Source organism: Kribbella solani (genome assembly GCF_014205295.1).
Taxonomy (GTDB): domain Bacteria; phylum Actinomycetota; class Actinomycetes; order Propionibacteriales; family Kribbellaceae; genus Kribbella; species Kribbella solani.
In genome coordinates, this window is record NZ_JACHNF010000001.1 from 4,948,832 (window position 1) to 4,973,843 (window position 25,012).

At 68.0% G+C, this 25,012-nt stretch carries 26 protein-coding genes and 2 pseudogenes; 21 read left to right on the forward strand and 7 right to left on the reverse strand.

The window, feature by feature from the left end; all coding sequences use genetic code 11:
* Positions 1-42 precede the first annotated feature (42 nt).
* Complete coding sequence (locus tag HDA44_RS22535) at positions 43-1,320, forward strand: FAD-binding oxidoreductase (protein WP_238352519.1); 1,278 nt, start codon at positions 43-45, stop codon at positions 1,318-1,320.
* Entirely contained in the window at positions 1,317-1,811 is a 495-nt protein-coding gene (locus tag HDA44_RS22540) for a tetratricopeptide repeat protein (protein ID WP_319041857.1), read from the forward strand. The genes HDA44_RS22535 and HDA44_RS22540 overlap by 4 nt, the downstream gene beginning before the upstream one ends.
* Here the strand turns inward: HDA44_RS22540 and HDA44_RS22545 are convergent.
* Together HDA44_RS22545 and HDA44_RS22550 are read right to left on the reverse strand one after the other, a co-directional pair.
* Entirely contained in the window at positions 1,804-2,652 is an 849-nt protein-coding gene (locus HDA44_RS22545; RefSeq protein WP_184837518.1) for an SAM-dependent methyltransferase, read from the reverse strand. The two genes, HDA44_RS22540 and HDA44_RS22545, sit on opposite strands and share 8 nt — an antisense overlap.
* Positions 2,653-2,763: 111 nt before the next feature.
* On the reverse strand, positions 2,764-3,231 hold the full coding sequence (locus HDA44_RS22550; RefSeq protein WP_184837521.1) for a rhodanese-like domain-containing protein: 468 nt from the start codon (positions 3,229-3,231) through the stop codon (positions 2,764-2,766).
* Between the two features lie 191 nt (positions 3,232-3,422).
* Between HDA44_RS22550 and HDA44_RS22555 the strand changes: the two genes are divergently transcribed.
* From HDA44_RS22555 to HDA44_RS22565, 3 genes are all read left to right on the forward strand, one after another.
* Entirely contained in the window at positions 3,423-4,121 is a 699-nt protein-coding gene (locus HDA44_RS22555; protein WP_184837523.1) for an ANTAR domain-containing protein, read from the forward strand.
* A 168-nt stretch (positions 4,122-4,289) separates the two neighbouring features.
* Positions 4,290-5,444: an ROK family transcriptional regulator gene (locus tag HDA44_RS22560; protein WP_184837525.1), complete on the forward strand. Its 1,155-nt coding sequence runs from the start codon at positions 4,290-4,292 to the stop codon at positions 5,442-5,444.
* Between the two features lie 36 nt (positions 5,445-5,480).
* Positions 5,481-6,131, forward strand: a complete 651-nt coding sequence (locus HDA44_RS22565) for a GNAT family N-acetyltransferase (RefSeq protein ID WP_184837527.1) — start codon at positions 5,481-5,483, stop codon at positions 6,129-6,131.
* Here HDA44_RS22565 and HDA44_RS38665 read toward each other — a convergent pair.
* Positions 6,075-6,611, reverse strand: a complete 537-nt coding sequence (locus HDA44_RS38665; protein ID WP_184837529.1) for a CGNR zinc finger domain-containing protein — start codon at positions 6,609-6,611, stop codon at positions 6,075-6,077. The two genes, HDA44_RS22565 and HDA44_RS38665, sit on opposite strands and share 57 nt — an antisense overlap.
* 131 nt (positions 6,612-6,742) lie before the next feature.
* Between HDA44_RS38665 and alr the strand changes: the two genes are divergently transcribed.
* The 12 genes and pseudogenes from alr (at position 6,743) to fdhD (ending at position 18,671) form a co-directional block, all read left to right on the forward strand.
* Positions 6,743-7,873: an alanine racemase gene (gene alr, locus HDA44_RS22575; RefSeq protein ID WP_184837531.1), complete on the forward strand. Its 1,131-nt coding sequence runs from the start codon at positions 6,743-6,745 to the stop codon at positions 7,871-7,873.
* On the forward strand, positions 7,870-8,835 hold the full coding sequence (locus tag HDA44_RS22580; protein WP_184837533.1) for a D-alanine--D-alanine ligase family protein: 966 nt from the start codon (positions 7,870-7,872) through the stop codon (positions 8,833-8,835). The genes alr and HDA44_RS22580 overlap by 4 nt, the downstream gene beginning before the upstream one ends.
* Entirely contained in the window at positions 8,832-9,629 is a 798-nt protein-coding gene (locus HDA44_RS22585; protein WP_184837535.1) for a M15 family metallopeptidase, read from the forward strand. Before HDA44_RS22580 ends, HDA44_RS22585 begins: the two co-directional genes overlap by 4 nt.
* Before the next feature lie 197 nt (positions 9,630-9,826).
* Positions 9,827-10,564 (forward strand): annotated as a pseudogene (locus HDA44_RS37500) (peptidoglycan recognition protein family protein); the annotation flags it as partial.
* A 29-nt stretch (positions 10,565-10,593) separates the two neighbouring features.
* A pseudogene (locus HDA44_RS38980) lies at positions 10,594-10,656 on the forward strand (hypothetical protein); the annotation flags it as partial.
* Between the two features lie 96 nt (positions 10,657-10,752).
* Positions 10,753-11,244, forward strand: a complete 492-nt coding sequence (locus HDA44_RS22595) for a PLL family lectin (RefSeq protein ID WP_238352521.1) — start codon at positions 10,753-10,755, stop codon at positions 11,242-11,244.
* A gap of 79 nt (positions 11,245-11,323) precedes the next feature.
* Positions 11,324-11,818 (forward strand): NAD(P)H-dependent oxidoreductase subunit E, encoded by a 495-nt coding sequence (locus tag HDA44_RS22600; RefSeq protein ID WP_184837537.1) that lies wholly within the window; start codon positions 11,324-11,326, stop codon positions 11,816-11,818.
* Positions 11,815-13,482, forward strand: coding sequence for an NADH-ubiquinone oxidoreductase-F iron-sulfur binding region domain-containing protein (locus HDA44_RS22605; RefSeq protein WP_184837539.1), 1,668 nt, complete (start codon positions 11,815-11,817; stop codon positions 13,480-13,482). The genes HDA44_RS22600 and HDA44_RS22605 overlap by 4 nt, the downstream gene beginning before the upstream one ends.
* Positions 13,479-16,292, forward strand: coding sequence for a formate dehydrogenase subunit alpha (gene fdhF / locus HDA44_RS22610; protein WP_184837541.1), 2,814 nt, complete (start codon positions 13,479-13,481; stop codon positions 16,290-16,292). Before HDA44_RS22605 ends, fdhF begins: the two co-directional genes overlap by 4 nt.
* Positions 16,292-16,513 carry a formate dehydrogenase subunit delta gene (locus HDA44_RS22615; protein ID WP_184837543.1) on the forward strand — a complete coding sequence of 74 codons (222 nt, stop codon included), beginning with the start codon at positions 16,292-16,294 and terminating at the stop codon, positions 16,511-16,513. Before fdhF ends, HDA44_RS22615 begins: the two co-directional genes overlap by 1 nt.
* Positions 16,514-16,557: 44 nt before the next feature.
* On the forward strand, positions 16,558-17,859 hold the full coding sequence (locus HDA44_RS38190; RefSeq protein WP_184844078.1) for a molybdopterin-binding protein: 1,302 nt from the start codon (positions 16,558-16,560) through the stop codon (positions 17,857-17,859).
* Positions 17,847-18,671, forward strand: coding sequence for a formate dehydrogenase accessory sulfurtransferase FdhD (fdhD, locus tag HDA44_RS22625; protein ID WP_184837545.1), 825 nt, complete (start codon positions 17,847-17,849; stop codon positions 18,669-18,671). Before HDA44_RS38190 ends, fdhD begins: the two co-directional genes overlap by 13 nt.
* A 3-nt stretch (positions 18,672-18,674) precedes the next feature.
* Here the strand turns inward: fdhD and HDA44_RS22630 are convergent, their stop codons facing one another.
* The 3 genes from HDA44_RS22630 to HDA44_RS22640 form a co-directional block, all read right to left on the reverse strand.
* Positions 18,675-19,106, reverse strand: coding sequence for a MerR family transcriptional regulator (locus HDA44_RS22630; protein WP_184837547.1), 432 nt, complete (start codon positions 19,104-19,106; stop codon positions 18,675-18,677).
* A 21-nt stretch (positions 19,107-19,127) separates the two neighbouring features.
* Complete coding sequence (locus HDA44_RS22635) at positions 19,128-20,174, reverse strand: aminotransferase class V-fold PLP-dependent enzyme (protein ID WP_184837549.1); 1,047 nt, start codon at positions 20,172-20,174, stop codon at positions 19,128-19,130.
* A gap of 83 nt (positions 20,175-20,257) precedes the next feature.
* The gene (locus HDA44_RS22640) at positions 20,258-20,932 is read right to left on the reverse strand and encodes a glycoside hydrolase family 75 protein (RefSeq protein ID WP_184837551.1); all 675 of its coding nucleotides are present in this window, start codon (positions 20,930-20,932) and stop codon (positions 20,258-20,260) included.
* Positions 20,933-21,051: 119 nt separating this feature from the next.
* On the opposite strand from HDA44_RS22640, the gene HDA44_RS22645 reads away from it, so the two are divergent.
* The 4 genes from HDA44_RS22645 (at position 21,052) to HDA44_RS22660 (ending at position 24,572) form a co-directional block, all read left to right on the forward strand.
* Positions 21,052-21,267, forward strand: a complete 216-nt coding sequence (locus tag HDA44_RS22645) for a hypothetical protein (RefSeq protein ID WP_184837553.1) — start codon at positions 21,052-21,054, stop codon at positions 21,265-21,267.
* Positions 21,268-21,321: 54 nt separating this feature from the next.
* Positions 21,322-22,332, forward strand: coding sequence for a LacI family DNA-binding transcriptional regulator (locus tag HDA44_RS22650; RefSeq protein WP_337906268.1), 1,011 nt, complete (start codon positions 21,322-21,324; stop codon positions 22,330-22,332).
* A 97-nt stretch (positions 22,333-22,429) separates the two neighbouring features.
* Positions 22,430-23,929 (forward strand): arabinosylfuranosidase ArfA, encoded by a 1,500-nt coding sequence (arfA, locus tag HDA44_RS22655; RefSeq protein ID WP_184837556.1) that lies wholly within the window; start codon positions 22,430-22,432, stop codon positions 23,927-23,929.
* A gap of 25 nt (positions 23,930-23,954) precedes the next feature.
* On the forward strand, positions 23,955-24,572 hold the full coding sequence (locus HDA44_RS22660) for a TMEM175 family protein (protein WP_184837558.1): 618 nt from the start codon (positions 23,955-23,957) through the stop codon (positions 24,570-24,572).
* Here the strand turns inward: HDA44_RS22660 and HDA44_RS22665 are convergent.
* Complete coding sequence (locus HDA44_RS22665; protein WP_337906269.1) at positions 24,556-25,008, reverse strand: GNAT family N-acetyltransferase; 453 nt, start codon at positions 25,006-25,008, stop codon at positions 24,556-24,558. The genes HDA44_RS22660 and HDA44_RS22665 overlap by 17 nt on opposite strands.
* Positions 25,009-25,012: the final 4 nt, after the last annotated feature.

Here is a 25,012-nt window from a genome sequence, read left to right on the forward strand (position 1 = left end):
CGCTGTCAGGGTTGTGCACGGAACCCGATGGGAGTGAGAACGATGACCACCTACCTGACCGCCGGCGACGCCGGCTACGACGAGGCCCGCAGCGTGTGGAACGCGATGGTCGACCGCCGGCCCGCGGCGATCGCGCGCTGCGCCACCACCGAGGACGTGGTGACGGCAGTCCGGTACGGGCGCCTGAACGGACTCGAAATCGCGGTCCGCTGCGGCGGGCACAACATCGCCGGACTGGCCGTACCGGAGGGTGGGTTGATGATCGACCTGACCCCGATGCACGAGGTCCGCGTCGACCCGGCGCTGCGGCGGGCGTGGGTGCAGGGCGGCGCGCTGCTCGGCGAGCTGGACCGAGCCGCGCAGGAGTACGGCCTGGCCACCACGGCGGGGAACGTGTCGCACACCGGCGTCGGCGGGCTGACGCTCGGCGGCGGGATGGGCTGGCTGGCGCGGCGGTTCGGACTGGCGTGCGACAACGTCATCTCGTACGAGGTGGTGACCGCCGACGGTTCCGTCGTACGGGCCAGCGCCGACGAGAACGCCGAGCTGTTCTGGGGCCTGCGCGGTGGTGGCGGCAACTTCGGGATCGTGACCAGCTTCGAGTTCCAGCTGCATCACATCGGCACCCGGGCGTTGAGCGTCGAGTTCACGTACCCGATGGCGAAGGGTTTCGAGGTGCTGCGCCGCTGGCGGGACCTGAACGCGAACGCGCCGCGCGAGGCGACCTGCACGGCCGGTCTGAGCACGGACTCGGTCACGGTCGGGTACGTCTGGGTCGGCGAAGGTGGGTACGACCTGCTGCCCGCCTTCCGCGAACTCGGTCCGACCGAGGAGAGCGTCGACGAGCTCACGTACCTCGAACTGCAGAGCCGCGATGACAACGTCCAAGGACATCGCTACCGCCGGTACTGGAAGGGGCACTACTTCAAGTCACTGCCCGACGAGGCGATCCGGGCGCTGCTCCAAGTACCTGACGTCGGCGTGAGCCTGCAGGCGTACGGCGGCGCGATCGCGGACGTACCCGATGCGGATTCCGCGTTCAGTCACCGGGACACGCGGTTCGAGTTCGTCACCGCGACCCGCTGGGAGGACCCGGCCGAGGACGAGGATCGGATCGGCGCGTTGCGCGCGTACGCGGCGACGCTGGAACCGTACGCACACGGCGCGTACGTGAACACGCTCAACGACGACCCGATCAACCGGGCCTTCCCGCCCGCGAAGCTGGCCCGGCTGGTCGCGCTGAAGACCGTCCACGACCCGGAGAACGTCTTCCACCTGAACCAGAACATCCGCCCGCGGCGCGGCATGATGGTGGTGTGACGACTGAGTTGACACCGGAGCTGGCCGCGACGATCGAGGCCGGGTTCGCGCGCCGCGACCGGGCGAACATGGGACCGACGATCGCGTTCTTCGAGCAGTTGCTGGCCGAGCACCCGGACAATCCGTACGTGCTGTACGAGGTCGGTGGTTCGTACGACACCGCCGGACAGGAAGAGACCGCGGTCGGGTACTACGAGCGCGCGCTCCCTGGGCTGAGCGGGGAGACGCGGCGGAAGTGCCTGCTGCAGTACGGGAGCACGTTGCGCAACCTCGGCCGGTACGACGAATCGCTCGCGATCTTCAAGTCAGCCTGCGCCGAGTTCCCGGAGTCGGATTCGCTGCGGGTGTTCAAGGCGCTGACGCTGCATGCCGCCGGGATGAAGGACAAGGCGCTCGCGACGCTGCTACTCGTGATCGCGGACAAGGTCGACACCGCGGACCTCAAGCGGTACGAGGCCGCGATCCGCGGGAACGCGGAGTACCTCAGCTAGCCGGTTTGCGGGCGACGCCGCCGTAGATGGCGTCGCGGACGTCGGCCGGCGGGTCCTCGTCCACCCGGCCGCCGGGCACGTGCCAGTCGCCGAGCTTGACCACGCCCGGGTCGAGGAGCTCGAACCCACTGAACAGCGACGAGATCTCCGCGACCGACCGGAAGGCCAAGTTCGGGAACGCGTGCCGGACCTTCTCGATCAGCTCGGTCACCATCGCGTCCACGTCGCCGCCGTCGCCCGGGTTGCAGGCGTGCGTGATCGCCAGGTACGACCCCGGCGGCAGCGCGTCGGCGTACGTCTGCGCGATCGCCCGCGTCTCTTCGTAGTCGGAGATGTGATGCAGCATCAGCGCCATCACCAGCGCGACCGGCTCACCGGGCTCCAGCAGCGCGGCGATCGCCGGGTCCGCGAGCACTTGGTCCGGCTTGGTCAGGTCGGCGGCGGTGAACTGCGTACGGTCGTTGTCCAGCAGCAAGGCCCGGCCGTGCGCGACCACGGACGGGTCGTTGTCGACGTACACGACCGAGGCGTCGGCGTTCACCCGCTGGGCGATCTGGTGGGTGTTGTCGGCGGTCGGCAGCCCGGACCCGGCGTCGATGAACCGCCGGATACCGGCATCGGCGGTCAGCCAGGTAATCACCTCGCTGAGCCAGCGCCGGTTCGCCTTCGCCCAGACCGGCGTCTCCGGCGCGACCTTGAGGATCTGCCGGTACAGCTCGCGATCGGACTCGTAGTTGTCCTTGCCGCCGAGCGCGTAGTCGTACACCCGGGCGACGCTCGGGCGGGTGGTGTCGATCCCGTGCGCGACCAGCCCGCCGTCGTTCCTCGGCTGATCGGTCACATCGTCTCCTCGCCTCGCGGCCTGGTAACTGATCCGAGCCTAACGTACGGAGAGTCAGCGTTTCACCACGGCGAGTTCAGCCTTTGTAAAACCTCTACTTTTCAGGGTTCTTCAGCAGGCGCAGGGGATCCCGTGCGGCGCGGCCAGTGGATCGGACGGCCGGCGTTCGATGCCGGCGGCGGTTTCGATCGGGCCGCCTTCGCGGACCCAGTACTCGAAGCCGCCGATCATTTCCTTGACCGGATAGCCGAGTCGCGCGAACGCGAGCGCCGCCTGGGTCGCGGCGTTGCAGCCCGGACCCCAGCAGTACGTCACCACCGTCACGCCGTCCGGTACGACGCTCGCCGCCCGGTCCGCGATCTCGCGATGCGGCAGCTGAATCGCACCCGGTACATGTCCCTGGTCCCAGCTTTCCTTGCTGCGGCTGTCGACCAGCACCCACCCGGTCACGCCCGCACCGAGGTCAGCGGCGACATCGGCCGCGTCCACCTCGTACGTAAGCCGCCCGGCGAAATGCGCCACGGCGGCATCTCGCGTGGCGGCCGGCGTACGCAGCACGGCGGAGGTTCGTACGGTCATGGCCGCTCCTTCAACTCGGGAACCACCAGCGTCAACCACCCGCCCGAGCCTCACCAGCGGCAGAAACGACCCACCTCAACAAGATCCAGCCATCGCGCTCCCGAGAGCCACGCCACTGCCTGTCCTTAGGTCCACCGTGGGTAGTGCATGATGTGCGTGCCCGTTTGGTTCGTTGTGCCCTGGAGCCTCCAGTGACTGAGTCTGACCTTGCTGCTTCGGCGGACACGTTCGCCCGTTTGGCGATCGAGTTGCATGATGCGCCGGGCGTGGTCGAGACCGTGGATGCCGTCGTGCAGTTCGCCTTGCAGGCGTTGAACTGCACGTATGCCGGCATCGCGCTGTACACCCGGGGTTCGCAGGCGGAGATCGCGGCGGTCACGGACCAGACGGTCGCGGAGGTGTACGAACTGCAGATCGCGACCGAGCGTGGTCCGTTGATCACTGCGCTCCGGGACCGTACGACGGTGCTGATCCGCGACACCGGCACCGACGAACGCTGGCCGGAATGGGCCGACAAGGTGGCCGCACTCGGCGTACGCAGTGTGCTCGACGTGCCGCTGGTCACCGGTGATGCACCGCAACGGACCGTGGGCGTACTCGGCTTGTACAGCCCGGAGCCGGATGCGTTCAATCAGGACGAGGAAGGGATCGCGCACATCCTCGCTCAGCACGCGTCGGTCGCGGTGGCGTCGGCGCGGCAGGAAGAGACGATGGCGCAGGCCGTCGACGCGCGGAAGCTGGTCGGGCAAGCGATGGGGATTCTGATGGAACGCTTCGACGTGGACGCGGACCGGGCGTTCGCGATCCTCAAGCGGTACTCGCAGGACACGAACACCAAACTCCGCGACGTCGCCCAGCACCTGATCGACACCCGCCGGCTCCCGCACTGAACCTGACACCGTTGTCCGGGCTCCGGGCCCGCGAAACCGTTGCATACTGCAAGGACAGGCCCGACGCCGGGGCTTGTGCGGCCAGTACGGCGGACCGGGTCAGGCCCCGGCGTTTCACCGCCCGGGCTGAACCAACCCCCGAGCAGCGCGAAGGCCTAAGCTGACCGGATGGGTGAGTGGCGGCCGTTGGCGGGTCCGTCCCGGCAGGTGGCGCTGGAGATCCTGCTGGACGGGCCGCTGTCGCGCGCCGAGCTTTCCCGGCGCGTGGGGTTGTCGCCGGGCAGTCTGACCCGGCTGACGAAACCGATGGTCGAGTCCGGCCTGCTGGTCGAGGTCGAGGGCGGTCCCACCGACGCCCGCGTCGGCCGGCCGTCCCAGCCGCTGGAGCTGGACGCGCACGCGCACCATTTCGTCGGCATCAAACTCACCGGCGACTCCGCGATCGGCGTACTCACCACGCTCCGGGCGGAGGTGATCGCGAGCGCGGAACGCCCGATCACCGACCCGACCCCGTCCGTGGTCGCCGATCTGGTCCTGGAGCTGACCGACGAGCTGGCCGTGCAGGTCCCGGCCGGTACGCCGATCACCGGGCTGGGCATCTCGCTCGGTGGCCGGATCGGGGCCGGCTCCGAAGTGCGCTGGGGCCCGTACCTGAACTGGGTGGACGTCCCGTTCGGCGACATCTTGGCCGCGCACACGGACGTACCGATCGTCCTCACCAACGACCTGACGTCGCTGACCGAAGCCACGCACTGGTTCGGCGCCGGGCGCAACGCGGATCGGTTCGTCCTGCTGACGATCGGTGCCGGGGTCGGGTACGGGCTGGTGGTGCACAACCGGATCGTCGAGAGCCCGGACGTCACGCTCGGTTTGATCGGTCACTACCCGTTGCTGCCGGACGGCCCGCGCTGCGACCGCGGGCATCGCGGCTGCGCGCTCAGTCTGCTCACCGTCGGCGCGATCACCGAGCAGGTAGGCGCGGCGATCGGCCGCCCGGTCGAGTACGACGAAGCGCTCGATCTGGCCGCGAAGGACGATCCGGCGGCCCGTGAGGTGATCGGCCGGGCCGGGCGCGCGCTCGGCAAGCTGATCGCCGCGGCCGCGAACTTCACCATGCCGGAGCTGGTCGTGCTCGGCGGCGAGGGCGTACGCCTGGCGGAGGTCGCCGACCGCGAACTGCTCACCGCCCTGCACGCCGACCGGCACCCGTCCGCGGCGGAACTGCCGATGGTGCTGCAGCCCGCGGACTTCAGCGAATGGGCCCGCGGCGCCGCCGTGGTCGCGATCCAGACCTTCGTCCTCGGCACCGAACAGGCACCGTAACTGACTATCTCGAAATAAACAGTTACAATCGTCGGCATGGACCTGATGCGGCGATGGTTGGCGGGTTGGCGGTTGTGCCGTGGACTGCCGCCGGTGATCGAGTACGACGACGCGTACGCCGCGGTGCTCGCACTACCCGGACGCGAACGCGAACTGTTCGCGCGCGACGACGATCCGGCCGTCGTCGATCGCCTGGCCAAGCACCTACCGCCGGACCACTGGCTGACGATCACGACCCACCACGGCGATGACATCGCGTCCCAGCTGGCGGCGGCCGGCGTACGCCCGTTCGACGAGCACAAAACGCTGATGTCGATCGACCTGACCGCCCACCCACAGCGCACGGCCGCGGATGAAAGCGACGGCCCGTTGGAGTACGTACGCGTGTATGTCGACGGGATCGTCGCCGCCCACGGGATGATGGCGATCGTTGGTACGGACGCGATCATGCACGACATCCAAACCGAGGCGGCGTACCGGCGGCGTGGTCTGGGCAATGTGGTGATGGGCGCGCTGGCAGCCCGGGCGCTCGATCGTGGCGCGCGGACCGGGATCTTGATGGCGACGACCGACGGCTTTCACCTGTACCGCAAGCTCGGGTGGCAAGCGGAAGCAACGATGGTGACCGGGTCAGGCTGTCCGCGCCCGGTGAGCGGCGACCTTGGTCCGGTTCTGACAGGCCGTTGAGCAGAACCGCTGGGTCCGGTTCCGGGTCGAGTCGAGGAACAGGTTGTCGCAGCGCGCCGCCTCGCACTTCCGGAGCCGCTCCTTCTCGTCGCTGCCCAGCAGCATCGCGGCCGCGGTCGCGAACTCGGCAAGCCAGCCGCGCGCCTCGTCCGGGCTGCCGAAGTGCAGGTGCCACGGCGTGCCCTCCCGCCGCGTCAGCCGCGGCGCGGCCTGGGTGTCGATCAGCAGCCGGTTCACCAGGTCGACCGCTGGATCGACGTCCGGCAGGCTGCTGAACGCGTCGTACAGCAGCCGCCCGCCGGCCGCGTAGTCGTCGACGATCACCTCGGGCAGCCGATTGGTGGTCAGGAGCAGTACCTCCCGGATCGCCTCGGCAGTCGGCGCGTTCGCCGCCCGGCCCTGGCGCATTTCGGCTCCGAACAGGTTGCTCAGCCCGACCGCTACCGCCAGCGACGCCTTCAGGTGATCGGTTGCATCCACGGCCCAAGTATCTCGCGGATGCTCTCATTCAACCGGATGAGGCCCGTCATACCACGGTCGTACGAGGCCCGCGCGGACATCCGTCCGCACTCCGATGATCGGGATCGTTGCCGGAAACAACAATGACTGGCATGTACCTGGTTCAGTCCCGCCCCCGCCCGGCGACCGACGGGATCACCGCCCTGGCGGAGGCAGTCGTCGACCTGTCCGCCATCCGCGACAATGTCCGGACCTTCCGGCGGCGCGTACCGCAGGAGGTCCTGGCCGTGGTCAAGGCCAACGGCTTCGGGCACGGCGCCGTACCGGTGGCTCGCGCGGCGCTCGACGCCGGCGCGACCTGGCTCGGCGTCGCGCATGCCGGTGAAGCACTGGAACTGCGCGCGGCCGGGCTGACCGTACCGATCCTGACCTGGCTGTACGACGCGTCGGAACTCATGCTGCTCAGTGACGCGGGCGTGGACGTCAGCGTTTCGACCGTTGCCGAACTCCAGCAAGTCGTATCAGCCGTGCCATTCGTACAGCTGAAGCTGGACACCGGCCTGCACCGATCCGGCAGCGCGCCGGATCAATGGATCGAGCTCACCCGAATGGCGGCGCACTATGAGGCGCTCGGCGCCGTCACGGTCCGCGGGATCTGGTCGCACCTCTCGCACGGTGACTCCGCCGATGCCGTGCAGAGTGAGCGGCAGCTCCAGTTCCTGCGGACCGGGGTGAGTCTCGCCCGCCGCGCCGGGCTGCGGCCGAGCGTCGTCCACCTGGCGAACTCGGCCGGCGCGATCACGCTGGACGCACCGGACACCGACCTGGTCCGGATCGGCGCCGGCCTGTACGGGATCGACGATCTCGGGATCGGATTACGCCCGGCGATGCGATTGACCAGCAAACTGACGCAGGTACGCCGCATCCGCGCCGGCGAAGGCGTTTCGTACCGGCACGACTTCGTCGCCGATCGGGACACCACGGTCGCGCTCGTCCCGATCGGGTACGCCGACGGTATCCCGCGCGCCGCGGCCGGACGGGCGAGCGTGCTGTGCCGGGGCGTACGGATGCCCGTGATCGGCCGGATCGCGATGGACCAGTTCGTCGTCGACGCCGGTGACCTCGGCGTCGAACCCGGCGAACCGGTGACGATCTTCGGCGCCGGTACGGACGGCGAACCGACCGCCCGCGAGTGGGCGGACTGGTCCGGCACGATCGAGCACGAGCTCTACTGCGGTATCGGCAATCGGGTTCCGCGACGGTACGAGGAGGGTACGCGATGAAGGTCGCGGTGGTGATGGGCGGCGCGAGCCCGGAACATGCGGTATCCATTGCCAGCGGCAACGGAATTGTCAGGGCGGTCGAGCTGCTCGGCCACACGGCCATTCCGCTGCTGATCGATGCCGACGGCAACTGGACGGACGGTCAGCACGAAGCGATCGAGATTCTGCAGGCCTGCGAGGTGACGATCCCGGCACTGCACGGTGAAGGCGGCGAGGACGGGCGGCTGCAAGGTTTCCTCGAGCAGCTCCACATTCCGTACGTAGGCAGCGGAATCGCGGCCAGCGCGATCGGCCTGGACAAGCACCTGACCAAGGCGCTGCTGTCCGCGCACGGCATCCCGGTGACGCCGGGCATCACGGTGCGCGGCGCGGACCTGACCGATACCGAGCTGGTGCTCCAGCAGCTCAAGGCCGCCGAGTTGGAGTTCCCCTTGTTCGTGAAGCCTGTCAACGGCGGGTCCAGCTTCGGGGTCACCCGGGCGATCGATCCGGTGTCGCTGGAGGCCGCGATCGCGGACGCGGCGATCATCGACCGGCACGTACTGATCGAGCGGGAGATGGCCGGGCGCGAGATCGACCTGGCAGTCCTGGAGTTTCCGGACGGCCGGGTCGAAACCGCGCCCGCGCTGGAGATTCATGCCGATCCGCGGCAGCCGTTCTTCAACGCGACCGCGAAGTACGACAGCAGCCGGACGCGCTTTTCCGTACCCGCGCTGCTGGAGGACGGACTGCCCGAGCGGTTGCGGCGTACGGCTCTCGACGTCTTCGAGGTCCTTGGCTGCGCCGGACTCGCGCGGGTGGACTTCTTCGTCCCGGCCGACGGCGAACCGGTGGTGAACGAGATCAACACCTTCCCCGGATTCACCCCCGCGTCACAGTTTCCGCGGATGTTCGCGGCCGCCGGGATGTCGTACGCCGAGGTCGTCGACACGCTGATCCGGACCGCGGTGGCGCGCGGATGACCGTCCTGCTGAGCGACGAGCGGATCACCCGCATCCCGGCGATCGAGAACGACGAGCCACTGGTCGACCTGTTCACCCGTGGCATCGCGACGACCGGCCGGCAGTTCGCCCGGGAGAGCGTCGCGGACCGGCTCGCGGTGGCCGATGCCTTCTTGCCCACGGGCATTCGGTTGCACGTACGCGAAGGACTGCGGCCGATCGAGAGTCAGCAGGAGATCTACGACGGGTACCGCGCCGAGCTGGAGCGGCTGCATCCGGGGATCTCCGATCAGGACGTGCACGTACTCGCCAGCCGGTTCGTGTCACCGGTCGAGGTAGCGCCGCATGTCGCGGGTGCGGCGGTCGACCTGACGCTGATCGTGGCGAACGGCGAACTGGACCTCGGTACGCCGATCGACGCGACCCCGGAGCAGAGCGACGGCGCCTGCTTCTTCGCGGCCACCAACATCAGCCGGGAGGCGCGGACGAACCGTTCCCTGCTCGCCGACGTACTCACGGCCGCCGGGCTGGTGAACTACCCGACCGAGTGGTGGCACTGGTCGTACGGCGACCGCTACTGGGCCTACCTGGAAGATCGCCCGGCCGCGCTGTACGGACCCGCGACGAATCTACTAGTGCCCCGCGTCGGAGATTGTTTGAGTGATTGCGGTGTCCAGGTGCGTGCATCGTGGTGGCGGAGGGGCAGCCTCGATGCTTTTCCATCGTGGCTGTTCCTCCGCCGCCGCGAGGTGCGTGCCTGGGCGCCGCAAGCGCCAAAGAATCTCCGACGCGGGGCACTAGGCCTTTCGACCTGAATTGCATCTGTTGCCGGGCGGTAGGAGGGCTGCTGTCATGCCGTCATGCCGCCCATTTCACAAAAGCACACACCCAAGCTCTCCCGCCGCCTCCTACTGTCCGTCCCGGTCGCCACGGTGGCCGTCGCGGCGGTCCAACCCCCGGCGCAGGCACTGAAGAAGCCTGAATGCGTCGCCGACCTGATCAGGCCGACCTGATGGCCGTCATTCCCTGGCTCGCCGACGTACTGCGATCTGCCGGCGTCCAGGTCGTCGAGGAAGGCAACTGGCAAGGTCGTGGCGTATCCGGGTCGTTCAACCCGTTCGGCGTGCTGTGGCACCACACGGCCGCCCGGTCGAGCCCGAGCAACCCGGCGCCGGCCCTGAACATCGTCATCAACGGACGCTCCGACTTGCAAGGGCCGCTGGCACACGCGCTGGTCGACTACAACGGTGTCTTCCACATCGTGTCCGCGAACCGCTGCAATCACGCCGGCGCGGCGCGGGCGAGCGGTCCGATCCCCGCGGGTGACGGCAACACGATGCTGATCGGCTGGGAGATCGACTACGACGGTGTCAATCAGCAGATGACTGCGGCGCAGTACGACGCGTCGTTGCGCGCCACCGCCGCCGTACTGACCCAGCTTGGCCGGGACTCCAGTTACGCGCGCGGGCATCGGGAGACGAGTACGACCGGGAAGATCGACCCGTCGTTCATCGACCTCGACGCGATGCGGTCCGATGTTGCGGCGCTGATGGCGAACGGCGGCGGGGTCGCGGGACAGGCGTACCGGTATCTCGATCAGCAGCATGTGGCCGCGGTCGGCGCGACCGGGACGCTGACCAATCTGATGTGGTCACCGGCAACTGACAAGGTGATCCAGAACTGGGGCAGTTCGAAGCTCGCCGGGCGGCCGATCGGGTACACGCACAATGGTCAGCAGCACGTGTTCGCGCGGAGCAGCGAGAACACGATCAGCCATTGGTGGCAGGTAGGCATGGCAATCTGGAACACAAGTTCTGGGATCAGGGCACGGATCAGATCAGTACGGGCGTGTGGGCGGGTGGACCGTTTGCCGGGAATCCACATGCTTTCGTCCACCGGAATCAGCAGCACATCTTCGGGCGCGGGCCCAATGGTGAGTTGAAGCACTGGTATTGGATTCCGGGACAGAACCCGGCGAACGACAACTGGGGAATCACCTCCGGCGTGGCGTCGGACCCGACCGGATTCAGTACTGGTTCGCAGCATCATGTGTTCTTCCGGAACACCGAGGGACAGTTGCAGCACCGGTTCTTCGACGACGGGTCGGGGCAGTTGCTGGGTGATGTTTGGGCGGGCGGGCCGTTCGTCGGCAATCCGCATGCGTTTACCCACAAGGGTCAGCAGCATGTGTTCGCTCGTAAGGAGAACGGCGACCTGCTGCATTACTACTGGTCACCGACGATCGATCCACCGGCGAACGACAACTGGGGAGCAGTCGGGGTGGTCGTCGGCGATCCCATCGGGCTGTCCACGCCGGACGCCCATCACGTCTTCTACCGCATCGCCGACGGTTCGCTGGAGCACCGCTTCTTCATCGACGCCGAGGGCAGCCTCGCCACCGACAACTGGGGTGGCGCGATCGCCGGGTAGGGCTTGATAGGTCGTGTCTATCGGCTGATAGCGAGCATTGCTTTGACCGGGTCGGGGTTCGCGACGGAATGTTGTATGCATGACGAGTGAGGTCGTGGCCGCCGCCCCCGTCCCGGTCCCCGGGCGCGCCCAGCGAGTGCGCGAGCTCGCCCTCGCCCGGCAGGATCTGCGCGGACCGCTGATCCCGATCCTGCATGCGGTGCAGGAGGAGCTCGGGTACGTCGCGCCGGCCGACGTCGCGGTCCTCGCCGACGTACTCAACCTTTCGGTCGCCGAGGTGCACGGCGTCGTCACGTTCTACAAGGACTTCCGGCGTACGCCCGCCGGCCGCACGACCGTGACCATCTGCCAAGCCGAGGCGTGCCGCTCGGTGGGCGCGGTCGCCCTGGCCGCCCACGCCCAGGCGACGACCGGCTGCGGCTTCGGCGAAACCACGGCCGACAACCGTCTGACCCTCGAACAGACGTACTGCTTCGGCAACTGCGCCCTCGGCCCAGCCGTACAAGTAGGCGACAAACTCCACGGCCGAGTCACCCCCACCCGCCTGGACGCCCTCCTGGGAGACGCCCGATGACCCATGACGCCGAGCCGGCCGACCCCTCATCCACTCCCGCGCCGGGTACTCGTCCAGCCGACCCCTCATCCACTCCCGCGCCGGGTACTCGTCCAGCCGACCCCTCATCCACTCCCGCGCCGGGTACTCGTCCGGCCGGCCGGGTGTTTGTTTCTTGCGACTCGGCGGCGCGGTCGGTCGGCGCGGACGAGGTCGCCGAGCGGATCGCCGCGCAGGCGGCGGAGGTGGAGATCGTACGCACCGGCTCGCGGGGAATGTTGTGGCTCGAACCGATGGTGGAGGTGGAGACCCCCGAGGGACGAGTCGGCTACGGACCGGTCGCCCCTGAGGACGTCGACGGCCTGATCGCCGCCGGCATGCTCACCGGCTCGCCATCAATCGCCGGGTGCCTTGGGCTGGTGGACGAGCTGCCCTGGATGGCAAAGCAGCAGCGGGTGACGTTCGCGCGGGTCGGCGTGGTGGACCCGATCTCGACCACCGACTACGTCGCACACGGTGGGATGAAGGGGCTTCGGGCCGCACTGGAGCTGCCGCCGGCGGAGGTTGTCGAAGCAGTGGTGGAATCGGGCCTGCGCGGACGCGGTGGCGCCGGCTTCCCCACCGGGATCAAGTGGCGGACCGTACTCGGCGCCGAAGCGGACCTGAAGTTCGTCTGCTGCAACGCCGACGAAGGCGACTCCGGCACCTTTGCCGACCGGATGCTGATCGAAGGCGATCCGTTCACACTGATCGAAGGCATGACCATCGCCGCGTACGCCGTCGGTGCCGCTGAAGGCTACGTGTACCTCCGCTCGGAGTACCCCGATGCGGTGGCAACCCTGACAACCGCGATCGAACGGGCGCGCGCGGAAGGCTGGCTGGGCCCGGACATCCTCGGCTCCGGTTTCGGCTTCGACCTGCAGGTACGGGTCGGCGCCGGCGCGTACATCTGCGGCGAGGAAACCTCCATGCTCGAAAGCCTCGAAGGCAAACGCGGAATGGTTCGCTCCAAACCTCCGATCCCTGCTCTGCAAGGACTCTTCGGCCGCCCGACCGTGGTGAACAACGTGTTGTCATTGGCAACGATTCCGGCGATTCTCGCGGACGGCGCAGTAAAGTACGCCGCGTACGGAACCGGCCGCTCGCTCGGAACCAGCGTCTTCCAGCTGGGTGGAAACGTCGCCCGCGGCGGCATCGTGGAAACCGCGTTCGGGATCACCCTCGGCGAACTGGTCAACGACTTCGGCGGCGGTACCGCGTCCGGCCGGCCGGTGCGCGCGGTACAGGTCGGCGGCCCGCTCGGCGCGTACCTTCCGGTCGAGCAGTTCGGGCTGCCGATGGACTACGAGGCGTTCGCGGCCGCCGGCGCGATGGTCGGGCACGGCGGGATCGTGGTGTTCGACGACACCGTGGACATGGCGGCGATGGCCCGGTTCGCGTTCGAGTTCTGCGCGGCCGAGTCGTGCGGGAAGTGCACCCCGTGCCGGGTCGGCGCGGTCCGCGGCGTGGAGACGATCGACCGCATCATGACCGACACCGCCGGTAGCGACCGGGCGCGGAACCTGGTCCTGCTCGACGACCTGTGCGAACTGATGACCGACGGCTCGCTCTGCGCGATGGGCGGCCTGACCCCGATGCCGGTACGCAGTGCCGTCCGCCACTTCGGAGAGGACTTCCACGCATGACGCTGCTGAAGGAACCTGACTTCGGTACGCCGGCCCGCCCCGGTGCCGCCACCGTCGAGCTGACCGTCGACGGCGTAGCAGTGCGGGTCCCACCGGGTACTTCGGTCCTGCGCGCGGCGAAGGAAGCCGGTGTGGACGTACCGAAACTGTGCGCGACCGACAACCTGGAGGCGTTCGGGTCGTGCCGGTTGTGCGTGGTCGAGATCGACGGCGTCCGCGGCACGCCCGCTTCGTGTACGACGCCGGTCGCGGCGGGCATGGTCGTACGCACCCAGAACGAGCGGCTCGGCAAACTGCGCCGCGGCGTGATGGAGCTGTACATCTCCGATCACCCGCTCGACTGCCTGACCTGCTCGGCCAACGGCGACTGCGAGTTGCAGGACATGGCCGGCGTCACCGGACTGCGCGAAGTGCGGTACGGCTCGGGTGTCGACGCCGGCGCGAATCATCTGGATCTACCAACGGATTCGTCCAACCCGTACTTCGATTTCGAGGCATCGAAGTGCATCGCGTGCTCGCGCTGCGTCCGCGCGTGTGACGAAGTACAGGGAACGCTCGCGCTGACGATCGAAGGGCGTGGCTTCGACTCGAAGGTCGCGGCCGGTGCCGGCGGATCGTTCTTCGATTCCGACTGCGTGTCCTGCGGCGCGTGCGTGCAGGCCTGTCCGACCGCGACGCTGCAGGAGAAGTCGGTCGTCGAGCTCGGGATGCCGACGCGGACAGTGCTGACGACGTGCGCGTACTGCGGGGTCGGCTGTTCGTTCAAGGCCGAGTTGCGCGGCGACGAACTGGTGCGGATGGTGCCGTACAAGAACGGCGGCGCGAACGAAGGACACTCGTGTGTGAAAGGGCGGTTCGCGTTCGGGTACGCGAGTCACCCGGACCGGGTGCTGGAGCCGATGGTGCGGGACAAGATCTCCGACCCGTGGCGGACGGTCTCGTGGCCGGAGGCGATCTCGTTCACCGCCCGGCGATTGCGGGAGATCCAGGCGGCGCATGGGCAAGGGTCGATCGGCGCGATCACCTCGTCGCGGACGACCAACGAAGAGGTGTACGCGGTCCAGAAGCTGGTTCGCGCCGTGTTCGGGAACAACAATGTCGACACCTGCGCGCGGGTCTGTCATTCACCGACCGGGTACGGACTGAAACAGACCTTCGGCGAATCCGCCGGCACGCAGGATTTCCGTTCCGTCGACGAATCCGACGTGATTCTGGTGATCGGTTCGAACCCGACCGACGCGCACCCGGTCTTCGGATCGCGAATGAAACAACGCATTCGGCAAGGCGCGAAACTGATCGTGATCGACCCGCGACGGATCGACCTGGTGCGTACGCCGCATGTCGAGGCCGCGTACCACCTGGAGCTCCGGCCGGGTACGAATGTCGCGATCGTCAACGCCTTGGCGCATGTGGTGGTGACGGAAGGACTGGTGGACCGGGAGTTCGTCGCGAGCCGGTGCGAGGACTTCGAGGCGTGGGAAACCTTCATCGCACAACCGGAGCACAGCCCGGAGGCGGTCGCGGACATCTGCGGCGTACCGGCGGACAAGATCCGCGCGGCGGCGCGGCTGTACGCGACCGGCGGCAACGCGGCGATCTACTACGGTCTCGGCGTCACCGAACACAGCCAGGGCTCGACCATGGTGATGGGGATGGCGAACCTCGCGATGGCGACCGGGAACATCGGCCGGCCGGGCGTCGGCGTGAACCCGATGCGCGGCCAGAACAACGTCCAGGGTTCGTGCGACATGGGTTCGTTCCCGCACGAGCTGCCCGGCTACCGGCATGTTTCCAACGACGATGTCCGTGAGATCTACGAGCAGTTGTGGGGTACGCCGATCCTGAACGAACCCGGGCTGCGGATTCCGAACATGTTCGACGCGGCGATCGACGGTTCGTTCAAGGCCTTGTTCGTGCAGGGCGAGGACATCGCGCAGTCCGATCCGAACACCCAGCACGTGTTCGCGGCGCTCGGCGCGCTGGAACTGCTGGTGGTGCAGGACCTGTTCGTCAACGAGACCGCGAAATTCGCGCACGTGTTGCTGCCCGGGACCTCGTTCCTGGAAAAGGACGGCACGTTCACGAACGCCGAGCGGCGGATCAACCGGGTCCGGCCGATCATGGCACCGCGAACCGGCAAACAGGAATGGGAGATCATCTGCGAGATCGCGCAGGCGATGGGGTACCCGATGCAGTACGAGTCGGCGGCGCGGATCATGGACGAGATCGCACTGACCACGCCGACGTTCACCGGGGTGTCTTTCGATCGGCTGGACGAACTCGGCTCGATCCAATGGCCTTGCGACGTGGACCATCCGGAGGGTACGCCGATCATGCACTCGGCCGAATTCACCCGCGGCAAAGGCCGGTTCATGGAGACCGTTTACGTGCCGACCTCGGAGCGGTCGACCCGGAAGTTCCCGTTGATTCTGACGACCGGGCGCATTCTTTCGCAGTACAACGTCGGGGCGCAGACGCGGCGGACGGCGAATGTGGCTTGGCATTCCGAGGACGTACTGGAACTGCATCCGCATGACGCCGAAGTACGCGGGGTGACCGACGGCGATCTGATCGCATTGTCCAGCCGGGTCGGGCGGACCGAACTGCGCGCGAAGATCTCGGACCGGATGCCGGTCGGGGTCTGCTACACGACGTTCCACCATCCGGTGAGTGGCGCGAACGTCGTCACCACTGACAACTCGGACTGGGCGACGAACTGCCCCGAATACAAGGTCACCGCGGTGCAAGTGGATCTCGTTCCGACCTCAGTCGCTGCTGTTCCTGAAGTAGTTGTTGCTGGAGGCAAGTGATGAGTTCGGGAGTGCCGCCGTACGTGCGGTTGGCGAACGAGATCGCGGCGCAGTTCGCGCATCGTGCGCCGGCGGAGGCGGCCACGGCGATCGCCAACCACCTGCGGGTGACGTGGGATCCGCGGATGAAGAGCGCGCTGATCGAGTACGCCAGGTCGGGTGGTCCGGATCTCGCTCCCGCCGCTGCCCAGGCCGCCCACCACCTGCAAGCCGGCTCGTGACCAGCCGACTGGACAACCCGCGACTGCTCAGCCAGGGTGATCGCGTGGACGGCCCCCAGGACACACCTCACTCCAACCCGGGCCTTTCTCACTCAGGCCACGTCTCTTGGGACGCGGCCCGCGAGCTGGCGCACGCCGCCGGTCGTCCTGGAGTTGCCGTTTCGCTCGACCTAAGCGAGACGATCGGCTGCGTGCTGGCCGTTCCCCTCATCTCCCCAGTCGCGGTCCCACCGGTTGACCGGTCGGCGATGGACGGGTACGCCGTCTGCGGTCCCGGACCCTGGCAGGTAACCCACCACGTAGCCGCCGGCGCAACCGACCCCGGCGAACTGACCGAGGGTCAAGCCACCACTATCGTCACCGGCGCCACAGTCCCCACCGGAACCACAGCAGTAATCCCCTCAGAACAAGCACTACACACCGGCAACCACTTGACCCGCACCTCACCACCTTCTGAGCGGATGGGAGAGGAGGGCGGACCGGCCCGCGGCACGGGCGGGGTGACGGCCGGCGCCGCGCCTCCACGGGCGCCCGTGCGGGATCACATTCGGCGGGTGGGTGAGGAGTGTTGGGCTGGGGATGAGTTGCTTTCGGCGGGGGTGGTTGTCGGTCCGGCGGTGGTTGGGTTGGCTGCGACGGTTGGGCTTGATCGGCTGACCGTGATCCCCAAGCCAACTGTCGCCGCTCTCATCACCGGTGACGAGCTGGTTCATCAAGGACCGTCCGGCCCTGGCCAAGTACGCGACGCCATCGGCCCGATGCTTCCCGCCCTGATCACCCAAGCCGGCGCCCACCTCCCAGCTGGGATCAACCACCTGGGGGACTCGCTGGACGAGCTGACCCGAGGGTTACGAGAGAGCCAAGCCGACCTCACACTGGTGTCAGGCTCCTCAGCCGCCGGCCCAGCAGACCACCTGCGACAAGCACTGACCGCACTTGGAGCTGAGCTGGTAGTCGACGGCGTCGCCTGCCGCCCAGGGCACCCACAAGCGTTGGCGCAGCTCCCAGACGGACGGCTCATTCTCGGCCTACCAGGCAACCCGTTCGCCGCACTGGTCGCGTTCCTTACCCTGGGTGTTGCAGCCATCGCCCGAATGCGCGGCCTCCCCCTCGCCGAGCTCCCACAGATCGCCATCCCCGGCGGAGTACATTGCCACCCAACCAGCACCCGCCTCGTACCCGTACGCCTCACCCCCGACGGCGCCGTACCCATCGGCCATGACGGCTCCGCCATGCTCCGCGGCCCCGCCACGGCCGACGCCCTCGCCGTCGTCACCCCCGGCCCCACCAAAGCCATCGCCGCCCGCCTCCTGACCTCGGCCGGAACGACACCATGGGCCGGTTGATCGCCCGGCGATCCGTCAGCCGGGTAGTCGCCGGCGAAGTACGCGCCCGCGCCGACTCGATCGCGGTTGAGGAACCGCTGGAGCTACGCGTCGGCGGCGTACCGCTGGCAGTGACGATGCGTACGCCGGGTCACGACGTCGAGCTCGCGCATGGATTCCTCCACACCGAAGGCGTGATCGGAACCGCCGACGACCTCCGCCTCGCCCGCTACTGCGACTCTTTCGACGACGCCGGCCGCAACACGTACAACGTCCTCGACGTCACCCTCGCGCCGCACGTCCCGCCACCCAGCACCGGCGTGGAGCGCAACTTCTACACCACTTCCTCCTGCGGTGTCTGCGGCAAAGCGTCCCTCGACGCGGTACGGACGAAGACCCGACACTCCCCCGCAAACGACACCACAACCATCGCGTACGAAGTGCTGGCCGTCCTCCCGGATGCATTGCGTGAACGGCAACAGGTGTTCGACCGTACCGGCGGATTGCACGCGGCCGGACTGTTCACTCCCGCGGGCGACCTGCTCGTCGTACGCGAGGACGTCGGCCGGCACAACGCCGTCGACAAGGTGATCGGGTGGGCGCTGCTGAACGGTCACGTACCAGCGCGCGGTCTGATCCTGATCGTGTCCGGCCGAACCTCGTTCGAGCTGGCGCAGAAGGCGGTGATGGCGGGCATCCCGGTCCTCGGCGCGGTGTCGGCGCCGAGTTCCCTCGCAATCGATCTCGCGGCTGAATCGGGTCTGACGCTGGCCGGTTTCATCCGCAACGGCAACCTGAACGTCTACAGCCGCCCGGACCGCGTGACCACCTGACCGTCAGGACGCCTCGCTGGCACCGGCCTGGCTGGCCGGCGTCACCCACAAACACGCCGCGCTCCCGTCCTCGAGATGCTGCGCGTACACGGTCACCTTGTGCGTGATCACGTTCATACACTCGGTGAGCTCCTGGATCTGCGCGGCCACGTAATCCTGATGACCGCGCAACAGCGCGAGCCGATCCGCCTCGTTGCCCGGCCCTTGCCGGACCAGGTCCGTGTACTGGCGGATGGTGTCCAGTGGCATCCCCGACGAGCGGAACTTGATGCACATGTCCAGCCACTCGACGTCGTCCTCGGTGTAAACCCGCCGCCCGTTCGACTCGCGTCGTACCGGGTCCGCGAGCAGGCCCTCGCGCTCGTAGAACCGGAGCGCGTGCACGCTCAACCCGGTCCGCTCCGCCACCTGCCCGATACTCAGTCCAGCACCCATACGCGGCACCTTAACCCGGATCTAGTGCAGCAGCGGTTTGAGGGCGTCCAGTGCCCGGTGGACGTCGTCCTGGGTGGAATAGATGTGGAAAGACGCGCGCAGCTTCCCGCCCCGGACCGCCGCCCGGATGCCGGCCGCCGCGAACGCCTCCTCGGCGCCGGGCAGGCTGGTGCTGACGATCGCGCTGTTCGACGGCGCCAGCCCGAGACCGTCACGGAACTCGTTCGCCAGCGCGAGGTTGTGCCGGTTGATCGTGCTGACGCCGATCTGCTCGATCAGTTCGAGCGCCGGCGCCGCTCCGACGAACGAGAACCACGCGGGCGACTGGTCGAACCGTCGCGCGCCGGGAGCAAGGTCCATCGCCGTCCCGTAGTACGACCCGTGCACGTCGCGGGCGGCGTACCACCCGGCGGCGCCTGGCCGGCAGCGTTCCTGCAGCCGCGGCGACAGGTACCCGAAGGTGGCGCCGCGGGGCGACATCAACCACTTGTAACTGTGCGAGATCAGCGCGTCGACCCCCGCCACGTCGATCGGATGCCAGCCGACCGCCTGGGTCGCGTCGACCACCACCAGCGCGCCAATTTCCTTGCTCGCGGCAACAACCTTCGCCAGGTCCAGTACGGCACCGGTCGACGACTGCACCGCGCTCACCGCGACCAGGTCGACGCCCGGGCGGATCGCCGCGATCACGTCATCACCGGGTACGGCGATCACGTCGACGCCACGGTCCGCGTGCACCTGCCACGGGAAGACGTTCGACGTGAACTCGACATCATCGGTCAGGACTCGCGCTCCGTCCGGCAGCGCGGCGGCGATCGGCACCAGCGCGGCGGAGACCGTGCTGCCGACGAACACGTCCGCGGCGTCCGCGCCGATCAGTCGCGCGAACGCGGCCCGCGCCCGCGTGGTCGACTCGTCCCACGGCTCCCAACTGGTCGCACCGACCCGCCAGTCCGAAAGCGCGGCCTGCAACGCCTCCCACGCCACCCGCGGCGGCAGCCCGTACGAGGCAGTGTTCAACCACCCCGCTTCCGCATCCCACAACCCGGCCCACTCCGCGCTCTCCATCCCCCCACCCTACGGACCTACTTTGAGAAGCCACCGCGCACTTTTGGTTCCGGGGAACGCGCGGTGGCTTCTCAAAGTCGGGGTTACTGGACGAAGTCGGTGGCGGCGGATTGGGCCTTGGTGGTGATGTCGGTGGTGGATTCGATCGGGGACGCGGTGACGCCGGGGAAGAGGATGTACGTGACGACCGCGCCGTCGATTCCGCCGGACGACGGGTTCGGGTTGATGCCGAGTTGCTGGGCCAGCTTGTACGAACCCTCGCCGATGATGCCGGTGGGTCCTTCGTCACCGACGACCGCGTACGCGACCTTGTCCTGGTACACGACCGCGGCGACGGTCGCGCCACCGATCCCGGCCGTGTGGTAGTCCCAGACCGAACTCGGCAGCGGTACGACGATGAACGGCAACCCGGCGGAGTTCAGCGGCCGGCCGTCGGACTGATGGAACGACGTGTCGGGCTGGAACGAAGGATCGGTGTTCTCGCTGCACTGCGTCGTACGCTGACCGTCGCAGTCGATGTCCAGGTCGGCTGTCCAATGCACCGCGGTGCCGGTCTTGCAGACCTTGATCGTCCGCGAATCGCCGTCATCTGGGGCGTACTTCCCGTTGGACAGCTGCGAAGCGCACGTTGCCCGGGCGCGAAGCTGATCGGCGGTCGGGCCGGCCAGCTCGGCGGCCTGCGAACTTCGGAGCGGTACTACCAGGGTCAGACCGGCCAGGGCCACGGCGAGACCGAGCAGGCTGAAGCGTCGAACCATCATTACCTCCGGGGGCGCGGAACGGAAAGGAAGGTTTTCGCCAGTTATGCTACAGAACGTGGTTACTATTTAACAATACGTATCGTGGGTACCGGAAGTCTTGCCCTTGGGAGGATGCGATGAGCTTCGACCGGCCCGGCCTGCCACACCCCGGACACGAGATGGACCCCGCCGTCGACGAGACGCTGCGCGAGGAAGGGGTCGAGCTCGACCCCGACGACGAGCCGCGCATTCCTGAGCACCCGGGCGGCACCTCGGCCGGCCCACAGCCCAACCCACCGCGCCGCCCACCCCACGCGTCCACCGGCGACGCTGCCGAGCCGACCGACGGCTGACGCCCCGCTCACGCGCCGTGCACTACCGTGGCGTCCCATGAGTGGGGAGTTGCCGTGGCCGTGACGATGCGCGACGTGGCGCGGGAGGCCGGGGTCTCACCGAAGACGGTCTCGAACGTGATGAACGGTTACCCGTACATCCGCGCCGAGACCCGGACCAGGGTGCTGGCCGCGATCGATGCCCTCGGCTACCGGATGAACCTGTCCGCGCGGAACCTGAAGTCCGGGCGTACGGGCGTGATCGCGCTGGCCGTACCGGAGCTGACCAACCCGTACTTCGCCGAGCTCGCCGACGCCGCCATTGCCGCCGCGGGCGAACACGGCCTGACGGTGATGATCGAAACCACCGGCGCCGACCGCGAACGCGAGCTGACCGCGCTCGCCCGGCCGCGCGGCCACCTGGTCGACGGCCTGCTCTACAGCCCGCTCGGTCTCGGCCCGGAGGATGTCGACGAGCTGAACACCTCGACCCCGATGGTGCTGCTCGGCGAGCGGATCTTCCACGGCCCGGTCGATCACGTGATGATCGACAACGTCGAGGGTACGAAGGCGGTCGTCCGGCATCTGCTCGATCAAGGCCGGCGGCGGATCGCGGTGATCGGCGTACGCCCCGGCGAGAAGATCGGCACGGCGGCGATCCGGTACGACGCGTACGCCGAGACCCTGACCGAGTACGGCGTCCCGGTGCCGACTGAGCTGACGGTCTCCGGCGGGAGCTGGCATCGGTCGAGCGGCGCGGACGCGATCGCGGAGCTGCTCGCGAGCGGGCAGCGGTTCGATGCCGTACTGGCCCTGAACGACGTGCTCGCACTGGGTGCGATCCGGGCGCTGACCGCGCGCGGCATCCGCATCCCGGACGATGTCGCGGTGGCCGGCTTCGACAACATCGACGAGGCCAGTTACAGCACGCCGACCCTGACCACGGTCGACCCGAACCGCGTCCACATCGCCCGGACCGCCGTCGAGCTGCTGGTCCAGCGGATGGCCGGCGACACCTCCGAACATCGCGAGCTGGTCGCCCCGTACGCGCTGCACGCCCGCGAATCCACCGTCGGCGCGAACTGACCCCTTGACCCTCCGGAACCGTCCGGGCATCCTTTCTACACCGATGTAGTACACCGATGTAGATCCGTCCCGAAGCACAGCCGACAGGAGCAACCTGGTGCCTGCTGCCACTCTGACCATCGATCCCGCGTTCACCATCGCGCCGGTGAACCGCCGCACCTTCGGAACGTTCGTCGAGCACATGGGCCGGTGCGTCTACACCGGCATCTACGAGCCCGGCCACGCGACCGCCGACGAGGACGGCTTCCGGAAGGACGTCCTGGAACTGACCCGCGAGCTGGGCGCGTCCGTCGTCCGCTACCCCGGCGGAAACTTCGTCTCCGGCTACCGCTGGGAGGACGGCGTCGGCCCGCGGGACGAGCGGCCGCGGCGGCTCGACCTTGCCTGGCACAGCATCGAGACGAACGAGTTCGGGCTGGACGAGTTCAGCCGCTGGTGCGCCAAGGCCGGCGTCGAGCCGATGATGGCGATCAACCTCGGCACCCGCGGCGTACCGGAAGCGCTCGATCTGCTCGAGTACGCCAACCACCCCGGCGGGACGACGCTCTCCGACCTTCGCGAGCAGCACGGCGCGGCGCCGTACGGGATCAAGCTCTGGTGCCTGGGCAACGAACTCGACGGCCCGTGGCAGGTCGGCCACAAGACACCGACCGAGTACGGACGGCTGGCGGCCGAGACCGCGCGGGCGATGCGGATGATCGAGCCGGATCTCCAACTGGTCGCCTGCGGTTCGTCATCGTCGAAGATGCCGCTCTTCGGGACCTGGGAGCGGGACGTACTGCGGGAGACGTACGAGTACGTCGAGTACATCTCCTGCCACGCGTACTACGGCAACGAGGACGGCGACACCGCATCGTTCGTCGCGTCCGCTGTGGACATGGACCACTTCATCGAGTCGGTCGTCGCGACCGCTGATCATGTCGGCGCGGAGCTGAAGAGCAGCAAGAAGATCGGCATCTCGTTCGACGAGTGGAACGTCTGGTACTCGGACCGGTCGCGCTGCACGGACGGTCCGGCCGACCAGTGGGAGGTTGCGCCGCGGCGGATCGAGGACCAGTACAACGTCACCGATGCCGTTGTCGTCGGCAACCTGTTGATCTCGCTGCTCCGGCACAGCGATCGGGTCGGGGTCGCTTGCCTGGCTCAGCTCGCGAACGTGATCGCCCCGATCATGACCGAGCCCGGCGGCGCCGCGTGGCGGCAGACGACGTTCCATCCGTTCGCGATCACCTCCCGGCTCGCGACCGGTCAGGTACTACGCGTCGAGACCGATTCGCCGACGATCAGCACCGCGCGGTACGGCGCGATCCCGGCCGTCGACGCGGTCGCCACGTACGACGCCGGCCGCCTGTCGATCTTCGCCACCAACCGCTCAACCGAAGCCCCGGTCGAGATCACCGTGGATGTCAGCCGCAGCGGGGTCACCACCGTCGACGAGGCCGTGGTCATCCACGACGAGGATCTGACCGCGACCAACACCGCCGGCGACCCGGACCGTGTCACCGCCAAGCCGCTGGACACCCGGCTGGCCGACGGCAAACTCACGATTACGCTACCGGCGATCAGCTGGGTCGCGGCATCTCTCTCGACCAACTGACCTGGCTGGTTCAGACTGTGTGGCCGTGAGCAATCAGTCCGACCTTGCCGAGACGTCCCGGCTGGAAGCGTTCAGTGACGGCGTCTTCGCGATCGCCATCACGCTGCTGGTCCTCGAACTGCACGCACCCGTGCTCGCCGAGGGCCGGCAGCTGTGGCCAGCGCTGCTGCATGAATGGCCGCAGTTCGCGGCGTACCTGGCCAGCTTCGCGGTCCTCGGCATCATGTGGGTCAACCACCACTCGCTGTTCCGGCAGATCGAGCGAACCGATCGCGGGTTGATGTTCCTCAACCTGTTCCTGCTTTTGTGGGTGACCCTGCTGCCGTTCCCGACCAGCATGTTCGCGGAACATCTCAAGGACGAGTCGACGAACGCGCATGTCGCGGCCGCCGTCTACAGCACGAACCTGACGCTGGCGGCGATCGCGTTCAGCCTGATCTGGTGGTATGTCCTGCGTAACAAGCTGGTCGAACACGAGATGAGCAGACCGCAGGTGCGGGCATCGGTGCTCCGGTACTCACTCGGCACGCTGTTCTACGCGGCGATGATCGGAGTCTCGTTCCTGTCCGCGAAGGTGACGCTGCTGATCGCGTTCCTGCTGGCGATCTACTACGCGTTCGAGCAGGTCAGGACGCGCGACTGAACTGGGTGAGGTAGACGCCGGGCGCGATCTCCAACCGGTCGGTCGGCGTGTAGCCGCGGGACGTGTACAGCGTCACCGCGGGACCGTTCGCCGTACCGGTCGAGACCAGGCTGAACCGGCGTGGCTCGAGTTGGTCCAGGTGATCGAGAAGCGCCTTGCCGTGACCGCGGCCCGCGTACGCGGGGTCGACGATCAGGCGGGAGATCTCGACCGTGTCGGCATCCGGCAGTTCGTACGCGACGGCGCCGACGAGCTGCTCGTCTTCGTACCGGCCGAGCCAGTGCTCCTTGGACGCCATCAAGCCGGCCAGATCCTCCTGCAAGGGCGGGATGCCGTCGAAGCCGATCAGCTCGGCCTCCACCGCGTACGCGGCGTGCTGGATCTGCAGGAGTCGCTCGGCGAGCGCACGGTCGGTGAGGTCGAGTGGCCTGATCACCCGA

Excerpts from the sequence above, each read along its gene's own strand:
- HDA44_RS22640 (WP_184837551.1), bottom strand. The coding sequence starts at position 20,932 with ATGGTTCGACGCTTCAGCCTGCTCGGTCTCGCCGTGGCCCTGGCCGGT.
- HDA44_RS22580 (WP_184837533.1), top strand. The coding sequence starts at position 7,870 with ATGAAGGTCGCGGTGGTGATGGGCGGCGCGAGCCCGGAACATGCGGTA.
- HDA44_RS22630 (WP_184837547.1), bottom strand. The coding sequence starts at position 19,106 with ATGGGTGCTGGACTGAGTATCGGGCAGGTGGCGGAGCGGACCGGGTTG.
- HDA44_RS22565 (WP_184837527.1), top strand. The coding sequence starts at position 5,481 with ATGGACCTGATGCGGCGATGGTTGGCGGGTTGGCGGTTGTGCCGTGGA.
- HDA44_RS22560 (WP_184837525.1), top strand. The coding sequence starts at position 4,290 with ATGGGTGAGTGGCGGCCGTTGGCGGGTCCGTCCCGGCAGGTGGCGCTG.
- HDA44_RS22645 (WP_184837553.1), top strand. The coding sequence starts at position 21,052 with ATGAGCTTCGACCGGCCCGGCCTGCCACACCCCGGACACGAGATGGAC.
- alr (WP_184837531.1), top strand. The coding sequence starts at position 6,743 with ATGTACCTGGTTCAGTCCCGCCCCCGCCCGGCGACCGACGGGATCACC.
- HDA44_RS22535 (WP_238352519.1), top strand. The coding sequence starts at position 43 with ATGACCACCTACCTGACCGCCGGCGACGCCGGCTACGACGAGGCCCGC.
- HDA44_RS22585 (WP_184837535.1), top strand. The coding sequence starts at position 8,832 with ATGACCGTCCTGCTGAGCGACGAGCGGATCACCCGCATCCCGGCGATC.
- HDA44_RS22635 (WP_184837549.1), bottom strand. The coding sequence starts at position 20,174 with ATGGAGAGCGCGGAGTGGGCCGGGTTGTGGGATGCGGAAGCGGGGTGG.
- fdhF (WP_184837541.1), top strand. The coding sequence starts at position 13,479 with ATGACGCTGCTGAAGGAACCTGACTTCGGTACGCCGGCCCGCCCCGGT.
- fdhD (WP_184837545.1), top strand. The coding sequence starts at position 17,847 with ATGGGCCGGTTGATCGCCCGGCGATCCGTCAGCCGGGTAGTCGCCGGC.
- HDA44_RS22600 (WP_184837537.1), top strand. The coding sequence starts at position 11,324 with ATGACGAGTGAGGTCGTGGCCGCCGCCCCCGTCCCGGTCCCCGGGCGC.
- HDA44_RS22615 (WP_184837543.1), top strand. The coding sequence starts at position 16,292 with ATGAGTTCGGGAGTGCCGCCGTACGTGCGGTTGGCGAACGAGATCGCG.
- HDA44_RS22605 (WP_184837539.1), top strand. The coding sequence starts at position 11,815 with ATGACCCATGACGCCGAGCCGGCCGACCCCTCATCCACTCCCGCGCCG.
- HDA44_RS22550 (WP_184837521.1), bottom strand. The coding sequence starts at position 3,231 with ATGACCGTACGAACCTCCGCCGTGCTGCGTACGCCGGCCGCCACGCGA.